The following is a 16,771-nucleotide window of genomic DNA, read 5'->3' on the forward strand; positions in this document are numbered from 1 at the left end:
ACAGAGGCTAAAGCAGTTTGTTTTAGCTATCTGTCTTTTTTGTTTTTCTTGGGATGAAAAAAGTGTTGCTGTTAAAACTATTAAAAAGGGGTGATGGGATGGAGAACTTGAAAAGGACGCCGCTTTATGAGGAACATATTAAGCTTGGTGCGAAAATGGTTCCCTTTGGCGGATGGGAGATGCCGGTCCAGTATACCGGTATTTTAGAAGAACATATGGCCGTTCGGACCGATGTAGGCATGTTTGATGTTTCCCACATGGGGGAAATAGAAATTACCGGAAAGCAAGCGGAACGGTTTGTTAATTACCTTATCACCAATGATGTTTCCCGCCTTAATTCCGGCGACGTAATTTACACTACTATGTGCTATCCCGATGGAGGTACCGTTGACGACCTTTTGGCTTATAAGTATTCGACCGAACGGTATTTGTTGGTGGTAAACGCAGCCAATAAAGATAAAGATTTAGCTCATATTCTCCAATACAGGTGGGACGATGTTACTGTTACCGATTTATCCGACGAAACCGCCGAAATTGCTTTGCAGGGTCCAAGAGCCCAGGAGATTTTGCAGAAGTTAACCGCTTTTGATTTAAATCAAATTAAATATTTTGGTTTTGCCGAAATTGAGGTTGCAGGCGTTCCCTGTCTTGTTAGCCGCACCGGATATACCGGTGAAGATGGCTTTGAAATTTATTTTGCTCCAAATTTGGCTACAAAAATCTGGAATGAACTCTTAAATCTTGGTGTCAAGCCGGCAGGTCTTGGTGCCCGGGATACGTTAAGATTTGAAGCCTGTCTTCCTTTATACGGCCATGAACTTTCCGCCGAAATCACACCCTTAGAAGCCGGACTGGGCTGGGCCGTTAAGTTTAATAAGGAAGATTTTATAGGAAAAGAAGCTTTACTTGCCCAAAAAAATGCCGGGCTTAAAAGAAAAATTGTTGGTTTGGAAATGATCGGAGCAGGAATTCCACGCCAAGGCTACGAAATAGTATTTAACCAAAGGGGAGTAGGTTTTGTCACCTCCGGTACCTTTGCACCGTTCCTCAAGAAAAACCTGGCAATGGCTATGGTGGATCTTGAGGCGGCGGAAATTGGTACCGAGGTGGACGTAATCATTCGGGGGAAGGGCGTGCGTGCCCGCGTAATTTCAAGACCATTTTATAAAAGGGGGAAATAAGCATGAGTGTGGTACCTAAGGATTTAAAGTACAGCCGTGAGCATGAGTGGATTAAGGTAGATGGCAATATCGGTATTATCGGTATTACCGATTTTGCCCAAAAATCTTTGGGAGATATCGTATTTATTGAGCTTCCCGGTGTGGGGGATGAAATTTCCGCCGGAGATAGCTTTGGAGTTGTAGAGTCGGTAAAAGCTGCTTCCGACTTATATGCTCCCGTTTCCGGAAAAGTTGTGGAAGTTAATGAAGAAGTTATTGAATCGCCGCAACTGGTAAATGAAGATCCCTATGGTAAGGGGTGGATGATTAAAGTGGAAATTAGTAACGAAGCGGAGTTAGACGAACTGCTCTCCCCCGAAGATTACGAAAAACTTCTGGAAGAGGAAGGAGAGTAATTTGAAATATACTCCCCATACCCCGGACGAAGTCCGGGAAATGTTAAGTAGCCTTGGCTTAAGTAGCATCGAGGAATTGTTTTCGGACATCCCGGAAGAGGTTAAACTTAAAAGGCCCTTAAATCTCCCTTCCGGGATGTCGGAATTGGAAGTAAAGAAACACCTGGCAAACTTAGCGGCTAAAAACGGTTCGGCGGATAAGTATACCGTTTTCTTGGGAGCAGGGGTATACGACCATTATGTCCCGGCGGTGGTCAACCACATTTTGCTGCGCTCGGAGTTCTATACCGCTTATACTCCTTACCAGGCGGAAATGAGCCAGGGAGTTTTACAGTCGATCTTTGAATATCAGACCATGATTTGCGAACTAACCGGTCTTGACATCACCAATGCCTCGATGTATGATGGCGGTTCGGCTTTGGCTGAAGCCGCTCTGATGGCGGTAAGCCAAACCCGGAGAGATAAAGTTTTGGTGTTAGCCACCGTTCATCCCGAGTACCGAAGTGTGGTAAAAACCTACACCTGGGGCCCGGAAATTGAGGTAGTAGAAGTGCCCTATAAAAGCGGTACCGTTGACCTGGAAAAATTAGAAGAACTAATAGACGATAAAACTGCCGCGGTCCTGGTGCAACATCCAAACTTCTTTGGCCAATTAGAACCGGTTGAGGAAATCAGCCGGTTGATTCATGCCCAAAAAGGCCTTTTGGTGGTGGCAGTAGACCCCATTTCCCTGGGTATTTTAAAACCGCCCGCGGAATACGGCGCTGATATTGCTGTGGGTGATGGGCAGGCTCTGGGTAATGGCCTTGCTTTTGGTGGTCCGCACCTTGGCTTTTTTGCCGCCCGGAAGGATTTAGCCCGCCGGATGCCGGGACGCCTCGTAGGTTTAACTACCGATAAAGAGGGTAATCGCGGCTTTGTTTTAACCTTGCAGGCGCGGGAGCAGCATATTCGGCGGGAAAAGGCAACTTCCAATATCTGCAGTAACCAGGCTTTAAATGCCTTAGCCGCAACCGTTTATCTGGCTACTGTTGGCAAGAAGGGATTAAAAGAAATTGCTCTGCAAAGCTTACAAAAAGCCCATTATGCTTTTGAACGTTTAATTGGTGAAGGTTACGAACCTTTATTTAGCGGACCGTTCTTTAAAGAGTTTGTGGTAAAAGTTAAAAATGAAGAAGAAATTACCCAAAAACTTCTAAAACATCATATTTTGGCGGGGCCGGGTATCAGCCGTTTTTATCCGGAGTTAGCACCCGCTTTAATGATTGCGGTTACGGAAAAACGCACCCGGGAAGAAATTGACAATCTGGTGGAAGTACTGGGAGGTGACCGGTAATGGGAAGCTATCCTCTGATTTTTGAATTATCTAAAGAAGGAAGAACCGGCTTTGAGCTTCCTGAGTTGGATGTTCCCGCTAAAGATATCAATAATCTCATTCCTGAAGAAATGCAAAGGAAAACCGAACCGGACCTCCCGGAAGTGGCTGAAGTAGATGTGGTTCGTCATTATGTGGGCTTATCCCGGCGGAATTTTGGCGTGGATAACGGCTTTTATCCTCTGGGAAGCTGTACGATGAAGTATAACCCCAAGATTAACGAAGACACTTCAAGGCTTGCCGGTTTTGCTGAACTTCATCCCTATGTGCCGGAGGAACTTGCTCAAGGGGCTTTAGAGCTGCTGTACGATGCGGAACAGTACCTTAAAGAAATTACCGGCATGGATCGTTTTACTTTCCAGCCGGCGGCGGGAGCCCACGGAGAATTTACCGGATTGATGATAATAAAAGCCTACTTGGAGAAAAAGGGCGAGAAGCGGACAAAAGTTATCGTTCCCGATTCTGCCCACGGTACCAACCCGGCAACCGCTGCCATGTGCGGTTTTAATGTGATTTCCATTAAGTCCAATGAACGGGGACTGGTAGACCCGGAGGAACTGGCAAAAGTTTTGGATAAAGAGGTTGCAGCATTAATGCTTACCAACCCCAATACCCTGGGACTTTTTGAAGAAGAAATTGTAAAAATTGCCAAAATGGTCCATGATGTCGGCGGGCTACTGTACTATGATGGAGCTAACTTAAATGCCATTATGGGGGTAACCCGCCCGGGAGATATGGGCTTTGATGTCATGCACATTAACCTTCATAAAACTTTTTCCACTCCCCACGGCGGCGGTGGACCCGGTTCCGGACCGGTAGGGGTTAAAGCCCATTTAGCCGAGTTCCTGCCGGTACCGGTGGTGGAGAAAGACGGAGATCGGTACTACTTTAATTACAACCTGCCCAATTCCATCGGCAAAGTAAGGACCTTCTACGGCAACTTCCTGGTAGTGGTTAAAGCTTATACTTACTTAAAAGCTTTAGGTGGCGAAGGCCTTACCGATGTCAGCCAAAAAGCTGTTTTAAACGCTAACTATTTAAGAGAAAAGCTTAAAAAATACTTCTATCTGCCCTATGACCGGCTCTGCAAGCACGAGTTTGTCCTGTCCGGTAAGTGGCAGAAGGAAAAAGGGGTTCGGACTTTAGATATTGCTAAACGTCTGTTGGACTATGGAGTTCACCCACCGACCATTTACTTCCCGCTTATTGTTGATGAAGCGTTGATGATTGAGCCCACGGAAACCGAGTCCAAGGAAACTTTAGACCGGTTTATTGAGGTAATGATTGCAATAAGCCGGGAAGTAGAGGAAAATCCCGAACTTCTCCATGAAGCTCCCCACGTCACCCCGGTGAAGCGGCTGGATGAGGTGGGTGCAGCGAGAAATCCAATTTTGAGGTGGAGTAAAGATTGGCAAAAATAACTTTCGTTTATCCCCATAAAACCAAACCGGTTACCGTTACCGGCCCCCACTGTGCCTTAAACTGTGCCCACTGTGGGGGCCATTATTTAAAAAGTATGCTGCCGGTTGAAAAGATACCAGATTTACCTGAAGTTAAAAGCCTTTTAATTAGCGGAGGCTGTACCAGAGACGGTAAAGTCCCGTGGTTAAAACATGCCGAATTTTTAGCCGAGCAAAAAGGAAACTTGAAATACAATTTTCATGTGGGATTAATCGATGACGACCGGGAAATTGACCTTTTGGCCCAAATAGCCGATGCGGTGTCCTTTGATTTTGTGATAGATGACGAAACAATTGCTAAAGTTTATCACTTAAATAAAACCGGGGAAGATTATTTAAACACCTACCGGAAACTTAAGACGAAAGTTCCGGTGCTGCCGCATATAACTGTTGGCCTTCTCGGTGGAGAAATTAAAGGGGAATTTGAGGCAATAAAAGCTCTTTTAGAATTTAACCCACCGGCCATTGTGTTTATTATCTTTCGCCCTACGCCTGATACTGACTTTTCTGACCGTCAGCCGCCGGAAATTGCCAATGTTGTGGAAGTTTTTGAATATACCCGAAAACTTTTTCCGAAAACCCCGTTATATTTAGGTTGCATGCGCCCCGGGGGTAAGTACCGGAAAGAAATTGATTTAAAAGCGTTGGAGCTGGGCTTTGCGCGGATTGTGCAGCCCCATCCGGAGGTAGTGAAAAAAGCCCGGGAATTGGGATATGAAATTGAGGAAGCGGGAGAGTGCTGCGTGTTATGAGGGCATCGATTGGGACCCTGGCGGCGTTAAAGCTTAAAAAAGTCAAGGTAGAGGCTCTTCCCACTACTGCATATTTTATGCTCGGTGAAAAGTGCCAGCATGATTGTGCCTTTTGTTCCCAGGCGCGCTCCAGTCACGCCACTCCTGAGCTTTTATCCCGGGTAACCTGGCCAAAAATAGAGGAGGAGGCGGTTTTTAAAGCGCTGGGGGAGGAACCTTCTGAAATACGCCGGGCTTGTTTTCAAGTCGTGCGCACTAAAGAAAGTTTTGCGGAAATTTTGGAGAAGGCCAAAAAGTTAAAAGAAAAAGCGGCAATACCTCTTTGTGTTTCGTACAATGTTCGGGATGCCATTGAGGCTCAACAGATATTTGCGGCCGGGGCTGACCATATAAGTCTTCCTTTAGACGGTGCGGTTAAAAGGGTTTATGAAAAAGTTAAAGGCAAAAATTATGAGAAGTTTTACAATAAGCTTCTGGACTTAGCCGAGAAGTTTCCGGGGAAAATAGGTACCCATTTAATTGCGGGCCTTGGGGAGACCGAAGAGGAAATGCTGAAAGTAATGGACGATCTTCTAAAACACCAGATTACCATAGCTTTATTTGCTTTCACTCCCGTACCCGGGACCCGGTTAGAAAAAGAAAGTCCACCGGATATAAAAAGTTACCGCCGGATTCAAGCGGGTTTTTATCTTTTAAAAAAGAATTTAAAAAGTATTTCTGAATTTACCTTTAAAAATGGACGGGTAGTAAGCTTTGGCTTGACGCGGGAGGAAATCCTGGAAATTTTTCAGGATGGCGAAGCTTTTCGCACCAGCGGTTGTCCTGACTGTAACCGTCCTTATTACAACGAACGGCCGGGAGGAACAATATATAATTATCCTCGCCCGTTGACTCCTGAAGAAAGAGAGCGGTGTTTGGAAGAACTTTTAACCGAACTGGAGGTGTAATATGGAAACCTGGCGCTTTATCGATCACTGCTCCTTTTCCGGAGCAGAAAATATGGCGATTGATGAAGCATTATTACAGGAAGCTATAAATAATCACGGGGCGCCGGTTTTGCGCTTTTATACCTGGACCCGCCCGACTTTAAGCCTGGGTTATTTTCAAAAAGCTCAGGAAGAGGTGGATTTTTCCGAATGTGAAAAATTGGGGGTTGAAGTGGTACGCCGGCCTACCGGTGGGCGGGCGGTACTCCACGAATTTGAACTGACTTACTCGATTGTTGGCAGCATCCAGCATCCCAAGCTTTCTGGAACGGTTTTGGAGTCGTATTTAAAAATAAGCAAAGGTCTTTTACTGGGTCTCAAAAACCTGGGAATTGAAGGGGAAATTGCCGAAGGGAAAAAAACATCCGATTTATCGGCAATTTGCTTCGAAGCCCCTTCCTGGTACGAGCTGACGGTTATGGGGCGAAAAGTTATCGGAAGTGCTCAGGTTAGGCGGGGAGATTACCTTTTGCAACACGGGGCTATTGTTATAAAAATGGATGTGGATAAACTTTTTCGGGTACTAAAATTTAAGTCTTTAGAGCAAAAAGAACGAATACGGGCAAGTTTTCACAGAAAGGCGGGAGCTATTCATGATTTTTCATCCCGGGAATTTTCGCTGGCGGAAATAAAAGAAGCGTTTTTGGCGGGGTTTTCCGAAGGGTTTGAAGTTAATTTTATACGAAGTGAACTCTCCCTAAAAGAGCGTGAACTCAGTAGGCAATTACTGAGGGAAAAATACAATACCCGGGAGTGGTTGTTTCGCTTTTAAAAAGCCCTGGCATGAGCCCGGGCTTTTTAAGTTTGATCCAAACTTGTCAGTACCGGATCAAACATCTTAATTTGGCAGGTAGTACCGTTCCAGTGGCGACAAGCTTCACAGCTTTTAGTACTGGTTTTACCGGTTTTTGCAGAAAATTTTGGGCAGTTTAATCCTACCAAGTTGAGCTGGTCGGAACTGGCAAAATTGGTCATTTTTCCACCTCCCGTTTTTCTCCTTTATTTTTTGAAGTAAAAGTTTTAAATATGCATTTAGTTAATAGAAAACGGGGAATACTAAGAAAAAATTTGCCGGGGGTGGAATGATGCGGGAAAACGTAGGTACTTGGGATGCATTTTTACGCAGTTCCATGGGAGCAATGCTTCTGGGGTTAGGTATCGTAAATAAATCAAAAAGTTTAATTTGTGTAGGAGCTATGGAGCTGGCTACCGGGATCACCCGCTGGTGTCCGGTGTTTGAGCTTTTTGGAATAAATACGGCCGAAGAAGATTTTTATTTTGAAGAGGATGAAGAAGAAATTTCTATTCCGTCGCCTAGTTAAACGCCTAAATAAGGGACGGTTCTGTAATTTGCGTTTTAACGCCTAATGTAAGAACCGTCCCTTTTTAGTGCTATAACGCAAATAGTGGAACGGACTTTAAAATTATTCCATTATCCTTTTTTCACCGGAAATCGCCTGCAACGGCTTGATATCCTGGGTAACTTCCAAGACCCCCATAAACTCTCCCTTTTCATCCCTAACAGCAATATAACGGATCAAAACATATTTTCCTTGATAGTGAATCCAGAAATCTTCAAAATCTTTGCGCCCGGATTTTAAATCGTCCACTAACTTTTCTACAATATGGACGCTGGCCGGGGGATGGCAGTTTTCAACCCTTCGGCCAATAATGGTTTTGGGTCGGACGAAAACCCGGTCCTTACTTTCGGAAAAGTATTTTACGATGCCATCTTTGTCCACAAAAGTTATGTCTACCGGCAGGTGGTTAAAGATTAAACCTATTTCTTTTTGGGTTAAAAGACCGGTACTAAACTTTATATAACCTTCCTTTGTTATTTCCTGGTTCTTTACTGAAATTTCCCGCTTTGGTTTCCACCCGGTTTGCGGTTCAATTAAACAATAACCTATTTCATCGCTTTGTTCGTAAATTGCCCACCATTCGTCTTCGGTTAAAGTTTCAAGACACATGGGAAATAAGATTTTTTCTTCCTTAAAAATCATTTCTTCAATTTTTGCCAAAACAGCTTCGGTTTTTTGGATTAGCTCTGCTTTTTTGTCTGGATCGTAATGTAATGCTAGAAGGCGGGCTTCCTTTAACGCTGCCCGGATTTCATCATCAACTCCCCACATAACTTTGGGTGGCCCCATGATGTTGTGCTTTTCTAAAAAAGGAAAGAGAAGATTTTCCTTACGGCTGTAATGTTTATCTAAATCTAAAAGTAGGTTTAATTTTGCGGTAAGTTCTAATGAGATGTTTTTTTCTTCGCCGGCGGTGGTTGCTTTAAATTTTGCTAAAATTTCCCTTATTTCCTCAATGAGCTTTTCCACCGCACGGTTTTCTTCTTTAAAGGTATAAACCGGATGGCCGGGCTGGGTTTCCGGGGCAGGTTGTTCTTCTAAGGATTCTTTAAAGACTGCGGCGTGAACGTCGCAAAGCCGTTGAACTTCTTCAACAGGTAAGCCTTCCTGTATCAGCATTTGTTCAATTAAGGTTATTTCGGTAGGAGCAACATCTTTTATAATCTCATCAAAACGCTCTTTTACTTCTTCTACCGTTTTGCCCCGGTGTAAATCTAAAATAATTTCCTTAATGGCTTTTTTTCTAAACTCCCGGTTGTTAATAAGTTCACTCATAAAAACCCCTCCTTTTTAATTCTGTCTTTAGTTTATCCCAGATTTTTCTACTTAACAGTGATATATTTAACAATTTTTGCATAAATTTTTACAGGATTTTTTAGGAGGTGAGAGTTTGAAAGTTCGCTATGTACCTTTAAGGCCAAACAAAAACTTGGGAATAGCGGGGAAAATTTTTCTTTTAATTGGTGTCATTTATTTACTATTTTTAGTTTTTTCCTGGGGATATGTTAAGGTAGATAAAATTTTGCTGGACAAAAGCTTTTCCGAAATTATGAAGGAAGAAAAGGCCAATAAACCAAAAATAATGGCCAAGCAGCGAAAACTTTTAGAAGAAAGGTATAATCTTACCCCAAAAACTACAACCGAAGTAACCATGAGCGGGGGAAAACCGCTTCCAGTAGGACCTACTGCCAGACTGAAAAATGGTCTTACTTTTGAAGATTTAGCCAGTATGTCTCCCGAAGAAATTAAAGAAAAAGGTGTCTTTCCCTATTTACCGTTACCCCACCCCCACCCTCAGAACGGCGGGATGGTTTTTCCACCGGTGCAGACTAAGATTCACCCGGAGTTAGTGCGCTTTGACGTAGATTTCGATTTACCCGATGCCTTTTTACCGGAATTTCCTCCGCCTCTATATCTTACCACCCATCCCGAATTGGGGGATGTATCCAAAGGAAAAGAAATTACCTTGGATAACTATTACGAACTTTTTAAAGATATTTTAACTCCGGTGCAATTAGAAGGCCTCAGGCTTCTTTTAACCAAGTTTCCCCAGCAGCAGTTTAACGCTACTGATGACCGGAAAAGTGAAAAACCAAGCCTTGGAGTGTCGTGCTTTGATTGTCACGTCAACGGCCATACCACCGGACAATTCCATTTAAATCCGGATAATCGCCCTCAAGAAACCCGTTTTCGAATTGATACGGTGAGTTTAAGGGGCACCCATATACAACAATTATTTGGTTCTAAACGCTCCATTCGTTCGGTAGAAGATTTTTGTGAATTTGAGCAGCGGTCAGCTTATTTTGACGGTGATCATACTTTGGCGGCCAAAAAAGGAATAAACCCGCTCTCCCGGGAGCAGGTAATGCATATGGCCCAGTTTATCAATATCATTGATTTTCCGCCGGCACCCAAATTAAATCGTTATGGCAGGCTTGACCCGGCCAAAGCTACCGAAAAGGAACTTTTAGGAGAAAAAATCTTTTTTGGCAAAGGTAAATGCGGCTACTGCCATCCGGCACCGTACTATACCGACCAGTTAATGCACGATTTAAAGGTGGAGCGCTTTTACCAGGGTCGGCCGGAAGGGCCCATCAAAACTTTTACCTTAAGAGGACTTAAAGATTCACCGCCTTATTTTCACGATGGCCGCCTGTTAACCATTGAAGATACGGTAGAATTTTTTAATCTTGTCCTGGAATTAAAACTTACCCGGGAAGAAAAGGAAGCGCTCGTTGCGTTCCTACGCCAGCTTTAAAACTAAACGCCAAATTTTGGGACGGTTCTTTTTTTAGGCGTATAAACGCAAATATAAGAACCGTTCCTTTTTTGCTTTATCTTTTTGCGGAAGTGGTGTATTTTAGGGGTAGGGGGTGTAAAAAGGTGGAGATAGTGCTGCGGCCGATTGGCTACGTGCGTAACAGCTTTAATTCCAAAGAAAAAATGGATTACGATGAGGATATTTCGGAAATTGTAGTCTATGAGGAATTTGTTCCGGGGCTTTACAGGATTGAAGACGAAGAGTACATAACTATTATTTTTTATTTTCATTTAAGCAATGAAGAAAAACTCATTACTGTTAGAAGAGACGGCAAGGAAACCGGGGTTTTTGCCTCGAGAAGTCCCAATCGTCCCAATCATTTAGGGATTGCCACCGGAAGGCTTTTAAAACGGGAAGGAAATGTCTTAACTGTAAAGGGAATTGACTGCTTAAACCAAACACCTGTTTTAGACATTAAGCCTAAAAGCCGGAAATTTGACGGGGTGGATGGTTAAATGGTGGAGTTTGTTTTTCTCGGAGATTCTTTAACTTACGGTTTTCCCTATGGACCTACCGCTTCCTGGGTAAATCTTAGTGCAGAAAAACTTGGAGTAAGTTTTCTTAATCTCGGAGTTTGCGGTGATACTTTAGAGGATATGAAGGAAAGATTTAAAAGAGAGCGGATTTTAGGTAATACCCTTGTACTTTTAGGGGGTACCAATGATATATACGTTAATCGTCCGACCTCAGAAATCTTACAGGATGCACGGGAGATAATAACTGTGGCGAAAGAAAGAAATTTTTCTGCCATCGTATTAGCTTCTCCTCTGCCGGTTCTGGAAGAAGAGTGGGCTGATGAAAGATTAAAGATACTTGGAAGAAAATACCGGGAAATAGCCGGTGAATTGGGGGTAAAATATTTAGATTTTTACGAACCGTTTAAAAAGCTTTTAAAAAATAATCCGGGAGTTTTAATAGATGGTCTTCATCCCTCCCGGGAGGGTTACCGGTTTATGGCTCAAATCTTTTTGAGCTTTTTGGGTATTGAAAATGATTTTTAGTCTAAATTACTCAAAAAAAAGCAAAAATTAAAAATAAGTTAAAAAAGCTAATAAATCCTTGCTAACAGTCACTTTTTCCTGCAAAAATAATATATAATAATAAAAAAGTTTGCGGGAGTGTTTGGTTTTGAACGATAAAAAAGTTTCCTGGGCAAAACTTTCGATTATCTCCAATACTCTTCTGGTGCTTTTTAAGATTGTCGTTGGCCTTTTTACCGGTTCGGTAAGTATTATTGCCGAGGGCTTACATTCGGGAGTGGATTTATTGGCTTCCATCATTACCTTTTTTTCCGTAAAAGTTGCCAGTCGACCGGCGGATGTTCGTCACCCTTACGGCCATGGTAAAGTGGAAAATATTGCCGGAACAATTGAAGGGCTTTTAATTTTTTTAGGAGCGGTATTAATAATAAAAGAAGCTTTACCCAAGTTTTGGCATCCGGAAATGCCCGAAAGCCTTGGCTGGGGCATGGGAGTCATGGCAGTTTCAGCTTTGGTTAATTTTTTTATTTCCCAAACTTTATTAAAAATTGCCAAAGAAACCGATTCTCCAGCCTTAGAAGCGGATGGCTGGCACTTAAGGACCGATGTTTATACCTCTGCGGGTGTGTTGTTAGGTCTACTTTTAATCAAACTTACGGGCATAACTTACTTTGACCCCATTTTGGCTTTGATTGTGGCCGGTATGATTTTAAAAGCAGCTTATGAGATTACCTTTGAAGGCTTTGCCAACATGGTTGACACGGCATTGCCGGAAAAGGAGATTGCTTTAATTAAAGATTCCATTGCCAATTACGGCGAAAAGTTTCTGGAGTTTCACAAGTTACGGGCTCGGAAAAGCGGCTCGGAGCGGTTTATTGATTTGCATTTGGTGGTACCGGAGAAGCTGTCGGTAAAAGAAGTTCATGACCTTTGCAATAAAATTGAGCGGGAGATAGAAGAAAAGCTACCCAATTCGCACGTCTTAATTCATGCCGAGCCCTGCCAGAAAGAACAGCGCCAATGTGAAAATTGTCCTTATTGTTCCGAAAAAAAAAGCTAACCGCTCAAAGGTTAGCTTTTTTTTCATCTTTGGCTTTTGGCCAGTACTGGTCTAAAAACTCGGCGGTAAGCATTCCTGCCAAGATGAAAAAGGCACCAATTCCTTGCTTGGCCACTAAACTTTCACCGCCAAAGAGGACGGCAAAAAGCAAGGCAAAGACCGGCTCTAAGGTAAAGATTAGGGCTACGTGAGAAGCGCTGGTAAACTGCTGGGCTTTGGATTGAACTAAAAAAGCAAGGACGGTAGCAAAAATAGCGGTAAAAACAATTGCATAGAAAACTTCGTTAGGGTAGGGTTTAAAAGGCTCTTCCAGCCACAAAGCCGCGGGCAGGCTTAAAACTCCTACGGTAGCAATTTGCCCGAGAGTTAACGAAGTTGCGGAAAAATTAGGAGAAAAACGCTCCACCGAAACAATTTGCATACTGAAAAATAATGCTCCGGCTAAAGTTAAAAGGTCTCCTGTGTTAAAGCCGGCTTTAAAGTCAAAGGACATTATAAATAATCCCAAAAAAGATAATCCGGTACCGAATATGACCCCTGGGGTTACCGGTTTTTTATTTAAAATACTGCTTAAAACCGGTACCATAACCACGGCCAGGCCGGTAATAAAACCGCTATTGGCTGCGGAAGTGTATTTTAAGCCGATGGTTTGTAAGATATAGCCAAGCCAGAGAAAAAAGCCGGCAATACTGCCGAAAAAAACTCCTTTTGGCGAGAAGCCTTCTTTTTGTAAAAGTAATGGTAAAAGGAAAAAAGTGCTAAGGAGGAAGCGAAAAGATAGAAAGGAAAAAGGTTCAATATTGGCCAAAATATTTTTAATAATGACAAAAGTTGTTCCCCAGAAAGCGGTGACTACGATTAAACTTATATCGGCCAAGAGTTGTTTGGTTTTTAGCTCCATAATTTCCCTCCATTTTTTTAAGTACCTTTATATTATACAAAACAATTAATCGTTTGGAGAAGAACGGAGAAATAATCAGAAAATTTTAACATTGACTAATTGTACTAAACAATTTATAATTATTCAAAGGTTGATTCTTTAATATACTAAAGGGTATTAAAGGAGGAATTTTTTAATGAAAAAATTTGGAGCTTTGTTCTTGGTTGTCGTTTTAACCTTGGGGCTTATCCTGACAGCCTGTGGCAATAAGCAGGCGGAGCAAACAAACAGCGCCCAAAACCAGGAGCAGAAGCAGGAGCAAAAACAAAAAATTGTAGTGGCTTCCGATACTTCTTACGCTCCTTTTGAATTTCAGGATCCTTCTACCGGAAAATATGTAGGTTTTGATATGGACTTAATTCAGGCAATTGGCGAAGCGGTTGGCTTTGAAGTGGAAATTAAAAGTATGAACTTTGATGGAGTTTTAACTTCGGTGCAAAGTGGTACGGTTGATGCGGCTATTTCCGCCATTTCGATTACCGATAAGCGCAAAGAAGTCATGAATTTTAGCGAACCGTATTACGATTCGGGTTTGGCCATTGTGGTAAAAGGTGACAACAACACCATTAAAGGTATTGATGATTTAAAAGGGAAAAGGGTAGCGGTGCAAATTGCCACTACCGGTGCCGATTATGCCAACGAGTTAAAAGCTAAAGGAATTGTGAAAGAGGTAAAAACCTTTAATACTCTTCCCGATGCTTTAATGGAACTTAGAAACAACGGTGTTGATGCGGTAATTAACGACTGGCCGGTTAATGCCTACTATATTAAGCAAAGCTTTTCCGATTTAAAAATGGTGGGGGATAAGTTAACCGGAGAATCGTATGGTATCGCTGTGCCCAAGTCCAAGCCGGAAATTTTAGCCAAAATTAACGAAGGCTTAAAGAAAGTGAAAGAATCGGGTAAGTACGCCGAAATTTACGAAAAGTGGTTTGGAGAAAAACCAAAGAACTAATTGAGGTGGCTTAAGTGGAACTAAAATGGTCGGTAGTAATTGAATCTTTACCTTTATTAGCAGAAGGTGCTTTAGTAACGCTTAAAATAACGGTTATTGCAGTTACGTTGGGGAGTATAATCGGTTTATTTGCGGGGCTTATGCGCATTGCGCGTAACCCCCTTTTAAAATTTATAGCTCGGGTTTATGTGGATTTTATCCGGGGGACACCTTTATTAGTGCAAATATTTATTATTTATTACGGTTTTCCCCAGCTATGGGCAGCACTTACCGGTGGCCAGCCTCATGCTATTTCACCCTGGGCAGCGGCTATTGCCTCCACCAGTATTAACAGCGGGGCGTATGTGGCGGAGATTTTCCGGGCGGGAATCCAATCGATAGACCGGGGACAGATGGAAGCAGCCCGCTCTTTAGGGATGACTTACGGACAGGCAATGCGGTACGTTATTTTACCCCAGGCGTTTAAGCGGGTAATACCGCCACTGGGTAACGAATTTATAGCTATGCTTAAAGATACCTCCCTGTTATCGGTGATTGGTTTTGAAGAGCTTGCGCGCCGCGGAGCTTTAATAATTGGTTATAATGCCCGGGCTTTTGAAGTGTGGTTTGCTGTGGCAATTTTATACCTGATTATGACCCTCCTAATTTCTCAGTTGGTGAGCTATACCGAAAGGAGGCTTAAAACCGGTGATCACCATTAAAAACCTTCACAAAAAATTTGGCAAGCTTCACGTTTTAAAAGGCGTAACCACTCACATTAAAGAACGGGAAGTAGTGGTGATCATAGGGCCTTCCGGTTCGGGGAAAAGTACCCTGTTAAGGTGCATTAACCTTTTAGAAACTCCCACTTCCGGCGAAGTGTGGGTGGATGGTTTTAACCTTACTGACCCAAAGACCGATATTAATAAAGTTCGGACGGAAGTGGGGATGGTGTTTCAGCGGTTTAACCTTTTTCCCCATAAAACAGCTTTAGAAAACATCACCCTGGCTCCCATTAAGGTGCGGGGCATGAAAAAAGATGAAGCGGAAGCGATTGCTTATGACCTTTTGAAAAAAGTGGGGCTTTCCGACAAAGCCCATGCGTATCCCGACCAGCTGTCCGGCGGTCAGCAGCAGCGGGTTGCCATTGCCCGGGCTTTGGCCATGAAGCCTAAAGTTATGCTGTTTGACGAACCGACTTCTGCTTTGGACCCGGAGATGGTTGGCGAAGTTTTAGAGGTAATGTTAGAACTTGCCCATGAAGGGATGACGATGGTGGTGGTAACTCACGAAATGGGTTTTGCCAAGGAAGTAGGCCACCGGGTAGTGTTTATGGATGAGGGGGTAATTGTGGAAGAGGGAAAACCCGAGGAGATTTTCCAGAACCCCCAGCAACAGAGGACCAAAGACTTTTTAAGTAAAATCTTACATGTTTAAAACCCCGCCGAGGCGGGGTTTTTTATTTTCAATGGAAGAAGTTGTGTTATAATAGGGCAAATAGGGCAAAAAGTGCTGGGAGGGTAAAGTTTATGGAAGTGACCTTAAAAAATGGGCAAAAGGTGAAAATCCGCAAAGTCAGTTTGGAAGATGCCGAAGAGCTTTTAGCATTTTATAAAAGAGCAACAAACGAAACTACTTTTTTGGCTTATGGACCGGGAGAATTTAACTTTACTGTGGAACAGGAAAGAGAATTCATTAATGGACATCTTCAAAATAAAAAAGCCTTACTGGCAGTAGCCGACTGCCGGGGAAGGATTATTGGAAGTGTAAGCTTTAAGCCGGGTTTGGGTACGCAGTTTTCTCATTTTGGCGAAATGGGGATAGCAGTGTTACAAGAGTTCTGGGGACTGGGAGTTGGCTGGGCTTTAATTTCTTATTTAAAAAAATGGGCTAAGGACAATGGTGTTAGGAAAATTAATTTAAATGTGCGGGTGGACAACAAAAGAGCTATTTCCTTATATGAAAAAGCAGGCTTTACTTACGAAGGGCGGATTAGCCGTCATTATTTAATTAACGGTGTTTTTTATGATTCGTACATTATGGGAATAGAAATAGATTAAAGGTGGAGGAGTTTATGTTATACTATTTAGCCATTAGTTTGACTATTTTTTCAAATATTATTTACCATGTTACGCAAAAGTTGATTCCCCCTAAAGCCAATCCTTTTTTAGTTTTAACTTCAACTTATCTTACGGCAGCTTTTTTATCGTTGTTGCTTTCGCCAGTATTTAAAGGTAAAGAAAAGTTTGTTTTTGAACTTTCAAAGTTAAACTGGGTAGGATTCGCTCTGGGGATAGCTATTTTTGGATTAGAACTGGGATTTTTACTGGCATACCGGGCCGGCTGGAAGATAAGTACCGCTGCTTTGTTCTCCAATGCAGCGGTAAGCCTTTTTTTAATCCCCATTGGGATTTTGTTTTTTGGAGAAAAATTAACCGTAACAAAAGTTTTGGGAATTATCTTTTGTTTAATAGGGCTCTGGCTTCTTGGTTAAAATTTTTCCTTGGCGTAAATATATGAAAATGT

The 16,771-nt window shown here is 42.7% G+C and carries 20 protein-coding genes; 17 read left to right on the forward strand and 3 right to left on the reverse strand.

What is annotated here, in order from left to right; translation table 11 throughout:
- Nucleotides 1-98: 98 nt before the first annotated feature.
- From gcvT to CHY_RS02225, 7 genes are read left to right on the forward strand one after another with little or no spacing between them, the layout of a single operon-like run.
- Nucleotides 99-1,181, forward strand: a complete 1,083-nt coding sequence (gene gcvT, locus CHY_RS02195; RefSeq protein WP_011343423.1) for a glycine cleavage system aminomethyltransferase GcvT — start codon at nt 99-101, stop codon at nt 1,179-1,181.
- Between the two features lie 2 nt (nt 1,182-1,183).
- Nucleotides 1,184-1,576 carry a glycine cleavage system protein GcvH gene (gcvH, locus tag CHY_RS02200; protein WP_011343424.1) on the forward strand — a complete coding sequence of 131 codons (393 nt, stop codon included), beginning with the start codon at nt 1,184-1,186 and terminating at the stop codon, nt 1,574-1,576.
- 1 nt (nt 1,577) lies between these two features.
- Nucleotides 1,578-2,912, forward strand: a complete 1,335-nt coding sequence (gene gcvPA, locus CHY_RS02205) for an aminomethyl-transferring glycine dehydrogenase subunit GcvPA (protein ID WP_011343425.1) — start codon at nt 1,578-1,580, stop codon at nt 2,910-2,912.
- Nucleotides 2,912-4,372, forward strand: coding sequence for an aminomethyl-transferring glycine dehydrogenase subunit GcvPB (gcvPB, locus tag CHY_RS02210; RefSeq protein ID WP_011343426.1), 1,461 nt, complete (start codon nt 2,912-2,914; stop codon nt 4,370-4,372). Before gcvPA ends, gcvPB begins: the two co-directional genes overlap by 1 nt.
- Nucleotides 4,360-5,163: a radical SAM protein gene (locus CHY_RS02215; protein ID WP_011343427.1), complete on the forward strand. Its 804-nt coding sequence runs from the start codon at nt 4,360-4,362 to the stop codon at nt 5,161-5,163. Before gcvPB ends, CHY_RS02215 begins: the two co-directional genes overlap by 13 nt.
- A complete protein-coding gene (locus tag CHY_RS02220; protein WP_011343428.1) occupies nt 5,160-6,110 on the forward strand; it encodes a radical SAM protein in 951 nt (316 codons plus the stop codon). The genes CHY_RS02215 and CHY_RS02220 overlap by 4 nt, the downstream gene beginning before the upstream one ends.
- A 1-nt stretch (nt 6,111) precedes the next feature.
- Nucleotides 6,112-6,921 (forward strand): lipoate--protein ligase family protein, encoded by an 810-nt coding sequence (locus CHY_RS02225; RefSeq protein WP_011343429.1) that lies wholly within the window; start codon nt 6,112-6,114, stop codon nt 6,919-6,921.
- 26 nt (nt 6,922-6,947) lie between these two features.
- On the opposite strand, the gene CHY_RS13290 is transcribed toward CHY_RS02225, so the two are convergent.
- Nucleotides 6,948-7,124, reverse strand: a complete 177-nt coding sequence (locus CHY_RS13290; RefSeq protein WP_011343430.1) for a hypothetical protein — start codon at nt 7,122-7,124, stop codon at nt 6,948-6,950.
- A 107-nt stretch (nt 7,125-7,231) separates the two neighbouring features.
- Between CHY_RS13290 and CHY_RS02230 the strand changes: the two genes are divergently transcribed.
- The gene (locus CHY_RS02230; RefSeq protein ID WP_034541350.1) at nt 7,232-7,471 is read left to right on the forward strand and encodes a YgaP family membrane protein; all 240 of its coding nucleotides are present in this window, start codon (nt 7,232-7,234) and stop codon (nt 7,469-7,471) included.
- A 102-nt stretch (nt 7,472-7,573) separates the two neighbouring features.
- Here the strand turns inward: CHY_RS02230 and CHY_RS02235 are convergent, their stop codons facing one another.
- Nucleotides 7,574-8,785 (reverse strand): DUF438 domain-containing protein, encoded by a 1,212-nt coding sequence (locus tag CHY_RS02235; protein WP_011343432.1) that lies wholly within the window; start codon nt 8,783-8,785, stop codon nt 7,574-7,576.
- A 115-nt stretch (nt 8,786-8,900) separates the two neighbouring features.
- Between CHY_RS02235 and CHY_RS02240 the strand changes: the two genes are divergently transcribed.
- From CHY_RS02240 to CHY_RS02255, 4 genes are all read left to right on the forward strand, one after another.
- Nucleotides 8,901-10,268: a cytochrome b6 gene (locus CHY_RS02240; RefSeq protein ID WP_011343433.1), complete on the forward strand. Its 1,368-nt coding sequence runs from the start codon at nt 8,901-8,903 to the stop codon at nt 10,266-10,268.
- Between the two features lie 125 nt (nt 10,269-10,393).
- A complete protein-coding gene (tsaA, locus tag CHY_RS02245; RefSeq protein WP_011343434.1) occupies nt 10,394-10,786 on the forward strand; it encodes a tRNA (N6-threonylcarbamoyladenosine(37)-N6)-methyltransferase TrmO in 393 nt (130 codons plus the stop codon).
- A complete protein-coding gene (locus CHY_RS02250) occupies nt 10,787-11,332 on the forward strand; it encodes an SGNH/GDSL hydrolase family protein (protein ID WP_011343435.1) in 546 nt (181 codons plus the stop codon).
- 127 nt (nt 11,333-11,459) lie between these two features.
- Complete coding sequence (locus CHY_RS02255; RefSeq protein WP_011343436.1) at nt 11,460-12,371, forward strand: cation diffusion facilitator family transporter; 912 nt, start codon at nt 11,460-11,462, stop codon at nt 12,369-12,371.
- A gap of 4 nt (nt 12,372-12,375) precedes the next feature.
- Here CHY_RS02255 and CHY_RS02260 read toward each other — a convergent pair whose 3' ends face one another.
- Nucleotides 12,376-13,272: a DMT family transporter gene (locus CHY_RS02260; RefSeq protein ID WP_011343437.1), complete on the reverse strand. Its 897-nt coding sequence runs from the start codon at nt 13,270-13,272 to the stop codon at nt 12,376-12,378.
- A gap of 175 nt (nt 13,273-13,447) precedes the next feature.
- On the opposite strand from CHY_RS02260, the gene CHY_RS02265 reads away from it, so the two are divergent.
- From CHY_RS02265 to CHY_RS02285, 5 genes are all read left to right on the forward strand, one after another.
- Nucleotides 13,448-14,266, forward strand: a complete 819-nt coding sequence (locus tag CHY_RS02265; RefSeq protein WP_011343438.1) for a basic amino acid ABC transporter substrate-binding protein — start codon at nt 13,448-13,450, stop codon at nt 14,264-14,266.
- Between the two features lie 14 nt (nt 14,267-14,280).
- A complete protein-coding gene (locus CHY_RS02270) occupies nt 14,281-14,967 on the forward strand; it encodes an amino acid ABC transporter permease (RefSeq protein ID WP_011343439.1) in 687 nt (228 codons plus the stop codon).
- Nucleotides 14,954-15,682 (forward strand): amino acid ABC transporter ATP-binding protein, encoded by a 729-nt coding sequence (locus tag CHY_RS02275; protein WP_011343440.1) that lies wholly within the window; start codon nt 14,954-14,956, stop codon nt 15,680-15,682. The genes CHY_RS02270 and CHY_RS02275 overlap by 14 nt, the downstream gene beginning before the upstream one ends.
- A 92-nt stretch (nt 15,683-15,774) precedes the next feature.
- Nucleotides 15,775-16,305 carry a GNAT family N-acetyltransferase gene (locus tag CHY_RS02280; RefSeq protein ID WP_011343441.1) on the forward strand — a complete coding sequence of 177 codons (531 nt, stop codon included), beginning with the start codon at nt 15,775-15,777 and terminating at the stop codon, nt 16,303-16,305.
- 14 nt (nt 16,306-16,319) lie between these two features.
- Nucleotides 16,320-16,739, forward strand: a complete 420-nt coding sequence (locus CHY_RS02285; RefSeq protein WP_011343442.1) for an EamA family transporter — start codon at nt 16,320-16,322, stop codon at nt 16,737-16,739.
- Nucleotides 16,740-16,771: the final 32 nt, after the last annotated feature.

Origin of the sequence: Carboxydothermus hydrogenoformans Z-2901 (assembly GCF_000012865.1) — a bacterium.
GTDB classification, from domain to species: Bacteria; Bacillota; Z-2901; order Carboxydothermales; family Carboxydothermaceae; genus Carboxydothermus; species Carboxydothermus hydrogenoformans.

Excerpts from the sequence above, each read along its gene's own strand:
- CHY_RS02265 (WP_011343438.1), top strand. The coding sequence starts at position 13,448 with ATGAAAAAATTTGGAGCTTTGTTCTTGGTTGTCGTTTTAACCTTGGGG.
- CHY_RS02260 (WP_011343437.1), bottom strand. The coding sequence starts at position 13,272 with ATGGAGCTAAAAACCAAACAACTCTTGGCCGATATAAGTTTAATCGTA.
- CHY_RS02230 (WP_034541350.1), top strand. The coding sequence starts at position 7,232 with ATGATGCGGGAAAACGTAGGTACTTGGGATGCATTTTTACGCAGTTCC.
- CHY_RS02250 (WP_011343435.1), top strand. The coding sequence starts at position 10,787 with ATGGTGGAGTTTGTTTTTCTCGGAGATTCTTTAACTTACGGTTTTCCC.
- CHY_RS02220 (WP_011343428.1), top strand. The coding sequence starts at position 5,160 with ATGAGGGCATCGATTGGGACCCTGGCGGCGTTAAAGCTTAAAAAAGTC.
- CHY_RS13290 (WP_011343430.1), bottom strand. The coding sequence starts at position 7,124 with ATGACCAATTTTGCCAGTTCCGACCAGCTCAACTTGGTAGGATTAAAC.
- gcvPB (WP_011343426.1), top strand. The coding sequence starts at position 2,912 with ATGGGAAGCTATCCTCTGATTTTTGAATTATCTAAAGAAGGAAGAACC.
- gcvH (WP_011343424.1), top strand. The coding sequence starts at position 1,184 with ATGAGTGTGGTACCTAAGGATTTAAAGTACAGCCGTGAGCATGAGTGG.
- CHY_RS02235 (WP_011343432.1), bottom strand. The coding sequence starts at position 8,785 with ATGAGTGAACTTATTAACAACCGGGAGTTTAGAAAAAAAGCCATTAAG.
- gcvT (WP_011343423.1), top strand. The coding sequence starts at position 99 with ATGGAGAACTTGAAAAGGACGCCGCTTTATGAGGAACATATTAAGCTT.
- CHY_RS02285 (WP_011343442.1), top strand. The coding sequence starts at position 16,320 with ATGTTATACTATTTAGCCATTAGTTTGACTATTTTTTCAAATATTATT.
- CHY_RS02280 (WP_011343441.1), top strand. The coding sequence starts at position 15,775 with ATGGAAGTGACCTTAAAAAATGGGCAAAAGGTGAAAATCCGCAAAGTC.
- CHY_RS02225 (WP_011343429.1), top strand. The coding sequence starts at position 6,112 with ATGGAAACCTGGCGCTTTATCGATCACTGCTCCTTTTCCGGAGCAGAA.